This window comes from Mycobacterium sp. SMC-2 (assembly GCF_025263485.1).
Lineage (GTDB): Bacteria > Actinomycetota > Actinomycetes > Mycobacteriales > Mycobacteriaceae > Mycobacterium.
This window is the reverse complement of record NZ_CP079863.1, coordinates 5,032,156-5,044,742: the sequence shown is the minus strand read 5'-3', so window position 1 is coordinate 5,044,742 and position 12,587 is coordinate 5,032,156. Positions and strand designations below refer to the sequence as shown.

Annotated in this window: 13 protein-coding genes; 8 read left to right on the top strand and 5 right to left on the bottom strand. The window is 68.4% G+C overall.

The window, feature by feature from the left end; all coding sequences use genetic code 11:
* Positions 1–118 precede the first annotated feature (118 nt).
* The 4 genes from KXD96_RS23600 to KXD96_RS23585 are packed head-to-tail and all read left to right on the top strand — an operon-like array spanning position 119 to position 4,027.
* A complete protein-coding gene (locus KXD96_RS23600; protein WP_260740560.1) occupies positions 119–1,750 on the top strand; it encodes a long-chain fatty acid--CoA ligase in 1,632 nt (543 codons plus the stop codon).
* Positions 1,751–1,775: 25 nt separating this feature from the next.
* A complete protein-coding gene (locus KXD96_RS23595; RefSeq protein ID WP_260740558.1) occupies positions 1,776–2,249 on the top strand; it encodes an SRPBCC family protein in 474 nt (157 codons plus the stop codon).
* A gap of 20 nt (positions 2,250–2,269) precedes the next feature.
* Entirely contained in the window at positions 2,270–3,154 is an 885-nt protein-coding gene (locus KXD96_RS23590; RefSeq protein ID WP_260740557.1) for a class II glutamine amidotransferase, read from the top strand.
* A 3-nt stretch (positions 3,155–3,157) separates the two neighbouring features.
* The gene (locus tag KXD96_RS23585) at positions 3,158–4,027 is read left to right on the top strand and encodes a patatin-like phospholipase family protein (protein ID WP_260740556.1); all 870 of its coding nucleotides are present in this window, start codon (positions 3,158–3,160) and stop codon (positions 4,025–4,027) included.
* Positions 4,028–4,047: 20 nt separating this feature from the next.
* Here KXD96_RS23585 and KXD96_RS23580 read toward each other — a convergent pair whose 3' ends face one another.
* Both KXD96_RS23580 and KXD96_RS23575 read right to left on the bottom strand, forming a co-directional pair.
* On the bottom strand, positions 4,048–5,118 hold the full coding sequence (locus KXD96_RS23580) for a patatin-like phospholipase family protein (RefSeq protein ID WP_260740553.1): 1,071 nt from the start codon (positions 5,116–5,118) through the stop codon (positions 4,048–4,050).
* Positions 5,119–5,209: 91 nt separating this feature from the next.
* On the bottom strand, positions 5,210–5,653 hold the full coding sequence (locus KXD96_RS23575) for a lipoprotein LpqV (RefSeq protein WP_260740550.1): 444 nt from the start codon (positions 5,651–5,653) through the stop codon (positions 5,210–5,212).
* Positions 5,654–5,765: 112 nt separating this feature from the next.
* Here KXD96_RS23575 and KXD96_RS23570 point away from each other — a divergent pair, with 112 nt between their 5' ends.
* Together KXD96_RS23570 and KXD96_RS23565 are read left to right on the top strand one after the other, a co-directional pair.
* Entirely contained in the window at positions 5,766–6,341 is a 576-nt protein-coding gene (locus KXD96_RS23570) for a cysteine dioxygenase family protein (RefSeq protein WP_260740548.1), read from the top strand.
* On the top strand, positions 6,341–6,757 hold the full coding sequence (locus tag KXD96_RS23565; protein ID WP_260740545.1) for a rhodanese-like domain-containing protein: 417 nt from the start codon (positions 6,341–6,343) through the stop codon (positions 6,755–6,757). The genes KXD96_RS23570 and KXD96_RS23565 overlap by 1 nt, the downstream gene beginning before the upstream one ends.
* Here the strand turns inward: KXD96_RS23565 and KXD96_RS23560 are convergent, their stop codons facing one another.
* The 3 genes from KXD96_RS23560 to KXD96_RS23550 are packed head-to-tail and all read right to left on the bottom strand — an operon-like array spanning position 6,758 to position 10,346.
* Positions 6,758–8,503 carry an alpha/beta-hydrolase family protein gene (locus KXD96_RS23560; RefSeq protein WP_260740544.1) on the bottom strand — a complete coding sequence of 582 codons (1,746 nt, stop codon included), beginning with the start codon at positions 8,501–8,503 and terminating at the stop codon, positions 6,758–6,760.
* A 9-nt stretch (positions 8,504–8,512) separates the two neighbouring features.
* On the bottom strand, positions 8,513–9,295 hold the full coding sequence (locus KXD96_RS23555) for an enoyl-CoA hydratase (protein WP_260740542.1): 783 nt from the start codon (positions 9,293–9,295) through the stop codon (positions 8,513–8,515).
* A 13-nt stretch (positions 9,296–9,308) separates the two neighbouring features.
* A complete protein-coding gene (locus KXD96_RS23550; protein ID WP_260740540.1) occupies positions 9,309–10,346 on the bottom strand; it encodes an enoyl-CoA hydratase/isomerase family protein in 1,038 nt (345 codons plus the stop codon).
* Between the two features lie 203 nt (positions 10,347–10,549).
* Here KXD96_RS23550 and KXD96_RS23545 point away from each other — a divergent pair, with 203 nt between their 5' ends.
* A complete protein-coding gene (locus tag KXD96_RS23545) occupies positions 10,550–11,401 on the top strand; it encodes a Bax inhibitor-1/YccA family protein (RefSeq protein ID WP_260740538.1) in 852 nt (283 codons plus the stop codon).
* 116 nt (positions 11,402–11,517) lie between these two features.
* Positions 11,518–12,525, top strand: a complete 1,008-nt coding sequence (locus KXD96_RS23540) for an IS481 family transposase (protein ID WP_260740536.1) — start codon at positions 11,518–11,520, stop codon at positions 12,523–12,525.
* Positions 12,526–12,587 lie beyond the last annotated feature (62 nt).

Genomic DNA, 12,587 nt, shown 5'->3' with positions numbered 1-12,587 from the left:
GGGCTTAGGGTGGAGGCTGCCGACGGCCCATCCCTGTCGGCCCGGGACGCGGCCACCCCGCGTCTGGGAAGGGTGACATCAGGCGACGCTGCGCGCGAGATCCAAAGGCGGTACCTCAATGGACAGCACGATGCAGGATTCTCCGTTGACGATCACCGCGATCATGCGGCACGGCTGCGGTGTGCACGGCGCGCGGACGGTCACCACCGCCACCGCTGACGGCTACCGGCGAATCAGCTACCGCGAAGTGGGGCAGGACGCCGCCCGGCTGGCCAACGGATTGCGCCGCCTCGGCATCAGCGCGGATCAGCGGGTAGCGACGTTCATGTGGAACAACGCCGAACACCTGGCGACCTACCTGGCGGTGCCGTCGATGGGCGCCGTGCTGCACACCCTCAACATCCGCCTGTTCGCCGAGCAGATCGCCTACGTCGCCAACGAAGCCGAAGACCAGGTGGTGCTGGTCGACGCGTCGCTGGCCAAGCTGCTCGCCCCCGTACTGGGCGACCTCAAGACCGTGCACACCGTCATCGTGGTCGGGGAGGGTGACACCGCCCCGTTCGAGGGGTCCGGCAAGGCCGTCCTCCGGTATGCCGACGTGCTGGCCGGCGAGTCGGCCGAATTCGACTGGCCGGAGCTCGACGAGAAGTCCGCGGCCGCAATGTGCTACACCAGCGGCACCACCGGCAACCCGAAAGGCGTGGTCTACAGCCACCGTTCGAGCTACCTGCACACGATGGCGGCCTGCACCGCCAACGGCATCGGCGTGGGTTCCGTCGACAGCGTGCTGCCGGTCGTGCCGATGTTCCACGCCAACGCATGGGGCCTGCCCTACGCGGCGCTGATGGCCGGCGCCGACCTGGTGCTGCCCGACTGTCACCTCGACGCGCGCTCGCTGATCCGCATGGTCGAGGACCTGCGACCGACCGTGGCGGGCGCTGTGCCCACCATCTGGAACGACGTCTTGCACCGCCTGGAGGAAGACCCCGACCACGACATGTCGTCACTGCGGCTGGTGGTCTGCGGCGGCTCGGCCGTTCCCGTTTCGCTGATGCGCACCTTCGACGAGAAGCACGGCGTGCAGGTCCGGCAGCTGTGGGGCATGACGGAAACGTCCCCGATGGCCACCATGGCGTGGCCGCCCCCGGGAACCCCCGAGGACCAGCACTGGGCGTTCCGCGCCACCCAGGGCCAGCCGGTCTGCGGCGTGGAAATGCGGATCGTCGACGACGACGGCCGGGTGCTGCCCAACGACGGCGAAGCCGTGGGCGAGGTCGAAGTCCGCGGCCCATGGATCGCCGGCTCGTACTACCTGACCGCCGACGACTCGAAGTTCGACTCCGGCTGGTTGCGCACGGGCGACGTGGGACGGCTCGACGAGCGGGGTTTCGTCACGCTGACCGACCGGGCCAAGGACGTCATCAAGTCCGGTGGGGAGTGGATCTCCTCGGTGGAGTTGGAGAACAACCTGATCGCACACCCACACGTGGTCGAGGCCGCGGTGGTCGGCGTACCCGACGAGCGGTGGCAGGAACGGCCGCTGGCCGTCGTGGTGGCCAAGGAAGGCGCGACGGTCAGCGCCGAGGACCTGCGAAAGTTCCTCGCGGAGAAGGTGGTTCGCTGGTGGCTGCCCGAGCGGTGGGCGTTCGTCGAGGAGATTCCGCGCACCAGCGTGGGCAAGTACGACAAGAAGGCCATCCGGGCGCGCTACGCTGAGCACGGCTACTGGGTGGTCGAGGCGCGCGACTGAATAGCCCAGGGCAGGAAGGAGTCTCATGGCGCAGCCGTGTGTCGTCGAGCAATCGCATGTGGTGCCCGTCGCGCCCGACACGGCGTTTCGCGGCACGCTGCCCGTCTCGCTCCCGGAGATCTTTGGCCGCTGGTATGGGCCGATCCCGCCGATCAAGGAGGTACGGGACCAGACCGGCGCCTGGGACGCGGCGGGCCAGAGCCGCACGATCGTCCTGGCCGGCGGCGGCAGCGCGCGCGAAGACCTGACCGATGTCGACCCGCCGCGGTCCTTCGGCTACCGGCTCACCCAAATCCACGGCCCGATGGCGCTGCTGGTCGAGTCGGTCACCGGCGAATGGACCTTCACCCCGGTCGACGGCGGCACCGAGATCACCTGGCGCTGGTCCATTTACCCGAAATCACCGCTGTCCGCGCCGGGCCTGCCGCTCTTCGGCATGCTGTGGAAGCGCTACGCGCATCGAGCGCTGCGGGACCTCGCCGAGGTGTTGACCCGCTGAGCCTGGGTACCGTCGAGGCCATGTGTCGACTATTCGGGCTGCATGCCGGGACGGACGTTTGCACCGCGACGTTTTGGTTGTTGGACGCCCCGGACAGCCTCGCCGAGCAGAGCAGGAGAAACCCCGACGGCACGGGCCTGGGCGTCTTCGACGAGCGCGGCCGGCCACGGCTGGACAAGCAGCCCATGGCGGCCTGGGCGGACGCCGCGTTCGCCACCGAGGCCCACGAGCTGAGCGGAACCACGTTCATCGCGCATGTGCGTTACGCGACGACCGGTTCGCTCGACGTCCGCAACACCCACCCGTTCCTGCAGGACGGCCGGATCTTTGCGCACAACGGCGTGCTGGAGGGGCTGGACGTCCTCGATGAACGGCTGCGCGAGGTCGGCGCCGACGATGTGGTGCTGGGCGACACCGATTCCGAGCGGGTGTTCGCGTTGATCACCGCCGCGATCCGAGCGCGCGACGGCGACGTGACCGCGGGCCTGGCCGATGCCATGAAATGGCTCGCGGCCAATGTGCCGATCTATGCGGTCAACGTGCTGCTGAGCACGGCGACCGACATGTGGGCGCTGCGGTATCCCGAAACCCATGAACTCTATGTCTTGGACCGATCCGACGACGCCCCCACGCGCGGGCCGAAGTTCGACATGCGCACCAAGCGAATTCACGCGCAATCGGAACACCTGTGCACCCGCCCGTCGGTGGTGTTCGCCACCGAACGCATGGACGACGACCTGCGCTGGCGGCTGCTCGAGCCCGGTCAGCTGGTCCACGTCGACGCCGCGCTGCAGGTCGACCAACATTTGATACTGCCCGGCCCGCCCGCGCACCTGCTGCGTCGCGCGGATCTGAGCGCGGCGGTGGAAGAATCGCAACACCTACTGCCGAGCGCCCGGCGGTAGCCCGTGACAACCAGACGAGCCCTTGTGCTGGCCGGTGGAGGAATAGCGGGAATAGCCTGGGAGACAGGCGTTTTGCGCGGCATCGCCGATGAGTCCCCGACGGCGGCCCGGCTGTTGCTGGACTCGGACGTGCTGGTGGGGACCTCCGCGGGCTCGGCGGTCGCCGCGCAGATCGGCAGCGGCAGCACGCTCGACGAGCTGTTCGAGCGGCAGGTCGCCGAATCGTCGGCCGAGATCGATTCCGGGGTCGACGTCGACGCCATCACCGAAATGTTCTTGGCGGCCTTGGCGGAGCCCTACGCCGACCCGACGGACAAGATGCGGCAGCAGATGCAGCGGATCGGTGCCGTGGCGCTGGCGACGAAAACCGTTCCGCCGCCGGTGCGCCGCCAGGTGATCGCGCGGCGCTTGCCGTCACACGACTGGCCCGACCGGGCGCTGCGGGTCACCGCGATCGACGTGGACACCGGAGAATTGGTGGTTTTCGACCGGCACTCCGGTGTCGACCTCGTCGACGCGGTGGCGGCAAGCTGCGCGGTGCCCGGGGCGTGGCCGCCGGTCGCGATCGCGGGCCGGCGCTACATGGACGGCGGGATCGCCAGCTCCGTCAACCTCGGTGTGGCCGCCGATTGCGATGCCGCGGTGGTGCTGGTGCCCTCGGGTGTGGACGCGCCTTCGCCGTTCGGCGCCGGGCCGGCCGTGGAGATCTCGTCGTTCGCCGGTGCGACATGCGCGGTGTTTGCCGACACCGGCTCGCTGGCGGCGTTCGGGCCCAACCCGTTGGATCCCGCGTGTCGCGTCGCCTCGGCACTGGCCGGACGCGAGCAGGGCCGCCGCGAGGCCCGGGCCGTTGCGCGGTTCCTGGGACTCTGACCGTTGCGGCGCTGCGGTTTTCAGCCTTCGGGTGCGGGCGGCGCGGCACTTTCGTTCTCGAAAGCGTCCAGGGCCTCGTCCGCCAGCGCCCGGCCGACGGCGATCACCTCCGCCGCCCGGTGAAACTCCAGGCCCCGGCACGTCGAGCGCGGGATCTCGATCAACAGGTCGGGCGGATAGACCGCCAGCGTATGGCGCGCCAGCGCGGCCTGGGCGATGTCGATCGTGCGATTCATCACCTCGAAGCTGCCCAGCTTCGGGACTTCGGGTGCGACATCGTCCAGTGCGCCCGCCGCATTGTCGTCGGCCGCGGGATCCTCGACGTCCGGCTCGTCCGACCAGCTGTCCGCCTCGGCGGTGGACCCGCCGAATCTGCCCAGGACGGCTCGCGCGGTCGGCCGATCGAGCAGCGAGCGGGCCGCGGCGGTGTCGAGCAGCGCGGAGGTGCTGCGCACCATGCGGTTCAGCCACTCGGCGGTCGTGCCGGCCTCCGTGCCGCGGGCGGCGATCGCCTCGCTGCCGCTGAGGCTCACCGCGATGGTCACGTCGGCGTTGACCGCCGAGAGCGGGGCCATCGGCAGCGGGTCCAGGATGCCGCCGTCGGCCAGCAGGCGCCCGTCGACTTCGTGTGGGGCGATCACGCCCGGTATGGCGATGGAGGCGCGGATCGCCTCGTCGACCGGACCGCGCTGGAACCACACCGACTTACCGGCCAGCATGTCGGTCGCGACCGCGGTGAAGGGGATGGGCAGCTGCTCGATGGTGACCGGGCCGAGGATGTCGCGCACCGTGTCCAGGATTTTCTCGGCCCGCATCACTCCGGCCGCGCTGATCGAGAAGTCCAGCAGCCGCAGGATGGTGCGCTGGGTCAGCGACTTCGCCCAGTCGGCGAACTCGTCGCGGTGCCCGGCCGCCTCCAACCCGCCGACCAGCGCGCCCATCGACGAGCCCGCGATCCCCACGATCTCGTAGTCACGGGCGCGCAGCGCCTCGATCACCCCGATGTGGGCGTACCCGCGGGCCCCGCCGCTGCCCAGCGCCAACGCCACCCGCGTCGGTGACGATCGGCGCGCACCAGCTCCGTCCGGCATCCCCTCATTTTGCGCGGCCGAACCCCCCGGCACCGGGCGGGTCGGCAGTTTTTCTAGCCGTGAATTCAATTGCGTGGGGGATACGAAAGCTCTAACCGCATTCGTCGTTGGCGGCGGCGCGCGCGGCGGTGATGAGGGCCGCCTGCCGGGCCGGCGTCAGATCCGCCCATCGGCTGTTCCAGCTGCCCGGAGTGCCCGACGGCGCGGCCTGGACCATCGCCAGATAGGGCTCGTAGTACGACCGACCGGTTCCGGGCTGGGCATCCATCCACAGCTTCGCGGCGTGACAGGCCTGGTAATACTCTTCCTCGGTCGCATCCGCCGGGACGTCGACCCTGGTCGTCACGCCGGCCGACGAGAGCCCGACGGCGCCCGGGGGCACCGCACTGGGGCCGCCGGGTATGCCCGCCGGCGCCGGCGAGGACGCGGGCTTACCGCCCGGCGTGCCGTGGTGGGAGCACCCCGTGGCCGCCACCAAGCCGGCCGCCGCGACGAGCGTGCCCCACAGCCGGGCTCGATCACCGCACCAGCGCACCAGCCCAATCTATGCAACACTGGCGGCCGTGATGGAGCGCTTCGGATTTTGCGAGTGTTGTCGGCCGTAACACGCCGCCGCCCGTCCCATCCGTTGTCTCTGGAGCTCTACCATGTCTTTGCCCCTCGCCCTTCCGGCCGCGCTGCGTCCGCGGACCCTCTCGTCCCCCTCGTCGGGACCGACCCGACTGCGGGTTCCCGACCTGTTGTACGCCACCGACCAGGCCGCCGACGACGTGCTGAGCGGGCGGTGCGACCACCTGCTGCCCCGGGGCGGGATACCGGAGTCGCGCCGCTGGTTCACCCGCATCCACGGCGACGAGGAGTTGGACGTCTGGCTGATCAGTTGGGTTCCCGGTCATCACACCGAACTGCATGACCACGGCGGGTCCCTCGGCGCCCTGACGGTCGTGTCCGGGTCGCTCAACGAGTTCCGCTGGGACGGCCGCGTCCTGCGGCAACGCCGGCTGGACGCCGGGGATCAGGCCGGATTCCCGCTGGGCTGGGTGCACGACGTAGTGTGGGCGCCCCGGCCCGTGACGCAGCTCGTCTCGGGGCCGGCGCGGCCTTCGCTCAGCGTGCACGCCTATTCGCCGCCGCTGACCGCGATGTCCTACTACGAGGTCAACGACCAAAATCGGTTGCGCCGCCAGCGCACCGAGCTAACCGACCAGCCGGAAGGACCGTGATGAGCCGCATCGACGTTGTGCTGAGATCCGCGCGGCGCCGCTATCGCCGCCTTTCCGCCGCCGAGGTGCCCGATGCGCTGCGGCGTGGGGCGGTGCTCGTCGACATCCGGCCGCAGGCCCAGCGCCTCAGAGAGGGTGAGATCCCCGGCGCGCTGGTGATCGAACGCAACGTCCTGGAGTGGCGCTGCGACCCGACCAGCGAGGCCAGGCTGCTCGAGGCCGTCGGTGACGACGTCGAATGGGTGATCGTGTGCTCGGAGGGTTACACCTCCAGCCTCGCGGCCGCGGCGCTGCTGGACATCGGCCTGCACCGCGCCACCGACGTCATCGGCGGATACCACGCCCTCGCGGGTGCCGGTGTGCTGGAACAGCTTTCGTGTGCCGGTTCGGTCAACCCCGGTCGCCGCTGGCTCTAGCTAGCCGGTGGAGGTGGCATCCGAATGCAGCAGTGGCCGCAGCCTGGCGGTCTTTTCCTGCGTCCAACCGGGCGGTGACAGCACGGCTGCCCAGGCGTCGGCCGCGTCGGCGACATAGTGGTGGCCGTGCCCCTCGGGCACGTCGACCGCCACCGCCATGTCCGCAGTGACTTGCAGGAACGTCACCACTGGGATCCAGCGGGTTTCGGGCAGCACGTCGTAGCCCCGCCGCTCCCGCAGCCAGTCCGGCTCGCCGAACAGCAGGTCGGGGGACCACCAGGCAATCGGATCCGAGGCGTGTTGCAGGTAGACCACCCGCGGGTGGTCCCAAGCGGAGTTGGGGCGCCCCAAATTCGTTGGGCGAGCGACGAATCGAACGTTCCTGCCGTCGTTGTAGACCGGCAGCCACTCCGGGGAACCGCGGTCGCGCGTCGACGTCAGGTCGGTCCAGATGGTGTTTTGGAACGTCGGTCCGCTGAACAAGGCGCCGTCGGTGCGGGCGAGGACGTTGTTGAGGCTCATGAACGGCGCCTCGCCGCCGAACGATCCCAGGCTTTCACCGAAGACGACGAGCTTGGGGCGTTGCCCTTCGGGCATCTGGCGGATCAGCCGGTCGACGGCCTCGAACAGCGCCTGCCCGGCGTGGCGGGCGTTCTCCTTGTCCACCAGGAAGGACAGCCAGCTCGGTAGGAACGAGTACTGCATGCTGACGATCGCGGTGTTGCCGTTGTACATGTACTCGAGCGCGTCGGCTTCCGCCTCGTTGATCCAGCCGGTGCCGGTGGTCGTCGCGACCGCGACGACCGCGCGTTGCAGCCCGCCGGTGCGCTGCAACTCGCGCGCCGCGAGTTCGGCGGTCTCCGTGATGCCGTGCGCGGAGTTCAGCCCGGCGTAGGCGCGGATCGGTTCGGTTGCCGGAGCGCCGTTGAACGCGGCCAGCTGGTTAGCTGTCGGGCCGGCTTCGACAAAGATGCGGCCTTGGTGGCCAAGGGATTCCCACGACACCAGCGACTCGGGACCGCCGGATCGCAGCGGGGTCTTGGGCGGCGCGGTGTCGGGGTTCATCTCGTTGTTCGCCGAGGCGAAGGTGTTGTTCATGGTGCGCATCGCGGACTTGAGCACCACGCCATTGAGCAGCGTGATGGCCAGCGCCACGAGCAGCACCACCACGATGGTCACCGAGAGGCGAAACGGCGCGACCCGGTCGAGTTCCCCCACCAGAAAACGGACCAGCCAGCGGATGAACTGGCCAACCTCGACCAGGGTGAACAAAACCACCAGCGACAGGCCCGCCGCCACCGGGTAGTCGTACCACTGCAGGTGCCGAACTCCCATCAGGTCGCGCACGTCGTCCTGCCAGACGTGGAACCAGATCGCCATGAGCACCATGCCGACCGCGCCGATCGGGATCAGCACCTTCCACGCCCAGCGCGGGGCCGGGGGGCTGTAATTCTTGGTGCGCATGTAGCGGACCAGCCACACGGTGAATACGCCCAGCCCGTAGCCGATGGCGCCCGAGATACCGCTGACCAGTCCCTGGAACAGGGCGCCGCGCGGCAGCAGTGACGGCGTCATGGAGAACCAGATGAAGACGAGGCCAATGGTGGTGCCGGTGAACGTGTAATGGCGTACCCACCAAGGCTTTTGGGTCAGCCGCGGCTCGCGAGTCTCGGGGCCGGCGTCGGGTTTGCCTTCCGGTTCGGCTTCGTCCTCGGGGGCGGTCGTCGCGGAACTCGGCTCGCTCATCGAGGCGTCCTATCGGTGGGTGAACTTGGGGGCCCGCTTCTCGACGAACGCCGTCATGCCTTCGGACTGGTCCTCGGTCGCGAAGGTGGAGTGGAAGAGCCGACGTTCGTAGAGAAGCCCTTCGGACAGCGTCGATTCAAACGCGCGGTTGACGGCCTCCTTGGCCATCCGGGCCGCCGACCGTGACATCTGGGAGATGGTGGTGGCCACGGCCTTGGCCTCGGTCAGCAGGTCGTCGGCCGGCACCACGCGCGAAACCAGGCCGCTGCGTTCAGCTTCGGTGGCGTCGATGGTGCGGCCCGTCAGGATGAGGTCCATGGCCTTGGCCTTGCCGATGGCGCGGGTGAGGCGCTGCGAACCACCCATGCCCGGCAGCACACCGAGTTTGATCTCCGGCTGGCCGAACTTCGCCGTGTCGGCGGCGATCAGCACGTCGCACATCATGGCGAGCTCGCAGCCGCCGCCGAGCGCGTGCCCCGCCACCGCGGCGATGGTCGGCGTGCGCACGGCGGCCAATTTGGCCCAGGGGGCGAAGAAGTCGGCGTCGAACGCGTCGGCGAAACTCAGGCCGGCCATCTCCTTGATGTCGGCGCCGGCGGCGAACGCCTTGGCCGAACCGGTGATGATGATCGCCCCGATGCCGGGATCGTTGTCGAACTGCGTTGCCGCAGTGGTGACTTCTTTCATCACCTGAGTATTCAGCGCGTTGAGCGCCTTCGGCCGGTTCAGGGTGATGATGCCGACGCGCTCGTCGCGCTCAACCAGGATGGTTTCGTAGCCAGTGTCCGTCATCCAAATCGCCTTTCTAGAAGGTCAAGTCGTCGTCGACCGGGGTGAAATACGCCTCGACGTCGGCCCGGGTCACCTGGGACAGTGTGGCCGGCGACCACTTTGGTTCGCGATCCTTGTCGATCAGCTGTGCGCGGATGCCCTCGACCAAGTCGTGAGACCGCAACGACGCCGACGACACCCGATAGTCCTGAACGAGCACGTCTTTCACCGTCTGAAGTTTGGCGGCGCGCCGGACGGCTTCCAGGGTCACCGACAACGAGATCGGCGACCGGGTGCCGATCAGGTCGGCCGCCTGTTCGGCCGGACCGGCGCCGTGCCCGCGAAGCGCCGCCACGATGTCTTCGACGGTGTCGCCCGCGTAGCATTCGTCGATCCAATCGCGCTGTGCGGCAAGGCCGCTCGGCGGTGGCTCGATGGCATGCTTGGCGAGGGCGCTCTGCACGCCGTCGGCGATGATCGCCCGGGTGAACGCCTCGAGGTCGTCGTGCGGCACGTAATGGTCGGCGAATCCCATCGCGATGGCGTCGGCTCCGGAGAACGGCGCTCCGGTCAGCGCGGCGTGCAGACCCAGCCCCCCGGGTGCCCGGGACAGCAGGAACGTCCCGCCCACGTCGGGAACGAAGCCGATGCCGACCTCGGGCATCGCGATCTTGGAGGTATCGGTCACCACGCGCGTGTTCGCGTGCGCGCTGACGCCGACGCCGCCGCCCATCACGATGCCGTCCATCAGCGCCACGTATGGCTTGGGGAAGTCCGCGATTTGGGCATTGAGCAGATACTCGTCGCGCCAGAACCGCCGCGCCTCGACCCCGTCCTTGCGCGCGCTGTGGTAGATGGAGACGACGTCGCCGCCGGCGCACAGCCCGCGCTCGCCGGCGCCCGAGAGCACCACCGCCCGCACCGCGTCGTCGTGCGCCCAGTCGGTGAGTGTGGCGCTCAGCGCCTCCACCATCTGCTGGTTCAGCGAGTTGATCGCCTTGGGGCGGTTGAGCGTGATCAGACCGACGTCGCCGTCGATTCGGGTCGAAACCTCATCGGATTCGTCGGTCACGCCTCAGCCTCCCATTGCCGGTCCGTCTCGACGAGAAATCTAGATCGTGACGACCGACGCGACACCCGCGGGTAAGGGTTATCTTTAACGCGACGACACCAGCAAAGGCTCCGAGCACAGCCACGTCGGCTGGGAACCCGGACGGCACGCTGATCGTTGAGATTGTGTTCGCACAGCTCGAAGCCAATAGAGAGGATCCGACGGTGCGGGAGACAAGCAACCCGGTATTTCGTACGCTGCCCAAGCAGCGGGGCGGATACGCGCAATTCGGCACGGGAGCGGCCCCCATGCAGGGCTACGGTGCCGACCCCTACGCGGCCCCCTATCAAGCTCCCTACCAGGAGACCAGGGCCGCGCGTCCGCTGACCATCGACGACGTCGTCACCAAGACCGGCATCACGCTGGCCGTGCTGGCGGTGTCCGCCGTGGTGTCCTACTTCCTGGTGGCGTCCAACCTCGCGCTGGCGATGCCGCTGACCATGATCGGCGCGCTCGGCGGCCTGGGGCTGGTGCTGGTCGCGACCTTCGGCCGCAAGCAGGACAGCCCGGCCATCGTGCTCAGCTACGCCGTCCTCGAGGGGCTCTTCCTGGGCGCGATCTCCTTCGTCTTCGCCAACTTCGCGGTCTCGCAAGCCAACGCGGGGTCGCTGATAGCGGAGGCGGTCCTGGGCACCTTCGGGGTGTTCTTCGGCATGCTCGTCGTCTACAAGACGGGGGCGATCCGGGTGACGCCCAAGTTCACCCGGATGCTGGTCGCCGCGCTGTTCGGCGTGCTGGCGCTGATGCTCGGCAATTTCGTGCTCGCGATGTTCCACGTCGGCGGCGGCACCGGCCTGGGCCTGCGCAGCGGCGGAACGATCGCGATCATCTTCTCGCTGGTGTGCATCGGGATCGCGGCGTTCAGCTTCCTGATCGACTTCGACGCGGCCGACCAGATGGTGCGCGCCGGGGCACCGGAAAAGGCGGCCTGGGGCATCGCCCTCGGCCTGACCGTGACCCTGGTCTGGCTCTACATCGAGATCCTGCGTCTGCTCAGTTACCTGCAGAACGACTAGTTGTGATGTCCAGGGACGTTGTCCTGTTTGGTATCGGTGAGCCTGTGTGACAGGTGAAGGCCTCCCGTTGTGAAGTGGAGCTGTCTAGGAACCGCTTCACAAACCAGGAGGCCTTCGTGTCCCACGCTAATGCTGCTTTGACCCCGCGTGCTCGGTTGAGGCTCGCTGAGCTGATCGTCGAGGGTGGCTGGACCTACGCCGAGGCCGCCAAGATGTTCATGGTCGCACCGCGAACTGCCAAGAAGTGGGCCGACCGCTTCCGCGCCGAAGGTGCGCTCGGGATGATTGACCGCAGCTCCCGGCCGCGGATCAGCCCCACCCGCACTGCGCCTGAGCTCGTGCGACAGATAGTCGGCGTGCGGTGGCGTCACCGGCTCGGGCCCGTGCAGATCGCCGGACGCTTGGGCATGCCGGCATCGACTGTGCACGCAGTGCTGACCCGTTGTCGGATCAACCGCCTGTCGGCCATCGATCGCGCTACCGGTGAGCCACTGCGCCGCTACGAGCACGCTCATCCCGGCGCGCTGATTCACGTCGATGTCACCAAGTTCGGCAACATTCCCGACGGCGGCGGCCACAAGTTCGTGAGCCGACAACAAAGTAAGCACAACGCGATACAGACGGCCCACCGCACCGGTAATCGCGGCGACTCCGCCAAGAATTGGCGTCCCAGGATCGGAACGGCATTCGTACACACCGTCATTGACGACCACTCCCGCATGGCCTACGCCGAGATTTGCACCAATGAGAAAGCTGCCACCGCGATCGGCGTGCTGCAGCGCGCGGTGGCCTGGTTCGCCGAGCGCGGCGTGACCGTTGAACGAGTGCTGTCCGACAACGGGTCTGCCTACAGGTCCAGCGCATGGCGCGACGCTTGCGCCGAACTGCGCATCACCCCTAAGCGGACCCGTCCCTACCGACCTCAGACCAACGGCAAGATTGAGCGATTCCACCGCACCCTCGCCGACGGCTGGGCCTACGCCCAGCTCTACGAGTCAACCGAACAGCGCGACACCGCACTGCCCGGCTGGCTGCATTTCTACAATCATCACCGAGCCCACTCCGCCATCGGAGGCCAGCCACCCGTGACACGACTGACCAACCTCCCTGGACATCACAACTAGTCCTCGTCAACGAAAAGACCGGCACGCCGATCGGCGTGCCGGTCTTTTCGTGCCGCCGAGGG

Excerpts from the sequence above, each read along its gene's own strand:
- KXD96_RS23600 (WP_260740560.1), top strand. The coding sequence starts at position 119 with ATGGACAGCACGATGCAGGATTCTCCGTTGACGATCACCGCGATCATG.
- KXD96_RS23595 (WP_260740558.1), top strand. The coding sequence starts at position 1,776 with ATGGCGCAGCCGTGTGTCGTCGAGCAATCGCATGTGGTGCCCGTCGCG.
- KXD96_RS23590 (WP_260740557.1), top strand. The coding sequence starts at position 2,270 with ATGTGTCGACTATTCGGGCTGCATGCCGGGACGGACGTTTGCACCGCG.
- KXD96_RS23580 (WP_260740553.1), bottom strand. The coding sequence starts at position 5,118 with ATGCCGGACGGAGCTGGTGCGCGCCGATCGTCACCGACGCGGGTGGCG.
- KXD96_RS23570 (WP_260740548.1), top strand. The coding sequence starts at position 5,766 with ATGTCTTTGCCCCTCGCCCTTCCGGCCGCGCTGCGTCCGCGGACCCTC.
- KXD96_RS23565 (WP_260740545.1), top strand. The coding sequence starts at position 6,341 with ATGAGCCGCATCGACGTTGTGCTGAGATCCGCGCGGCGCCGCTATCGC.
- KXD96_RS23560 (WP_260740544.1), bottom strand. The coding sequence starts at position 8,503 with ATGAGCGAGCCGAGTTCCGCGACGACCGCCCCCGAGGACGAAGCCGAA.
- KXD96_RS23555 (WP_260740542.1), bottom strand. The coding sequence starts at position 9,295 with ATGACGGACACTGGCTACGAAACCATCCTGGTTGAGCGCGACGAGCGC.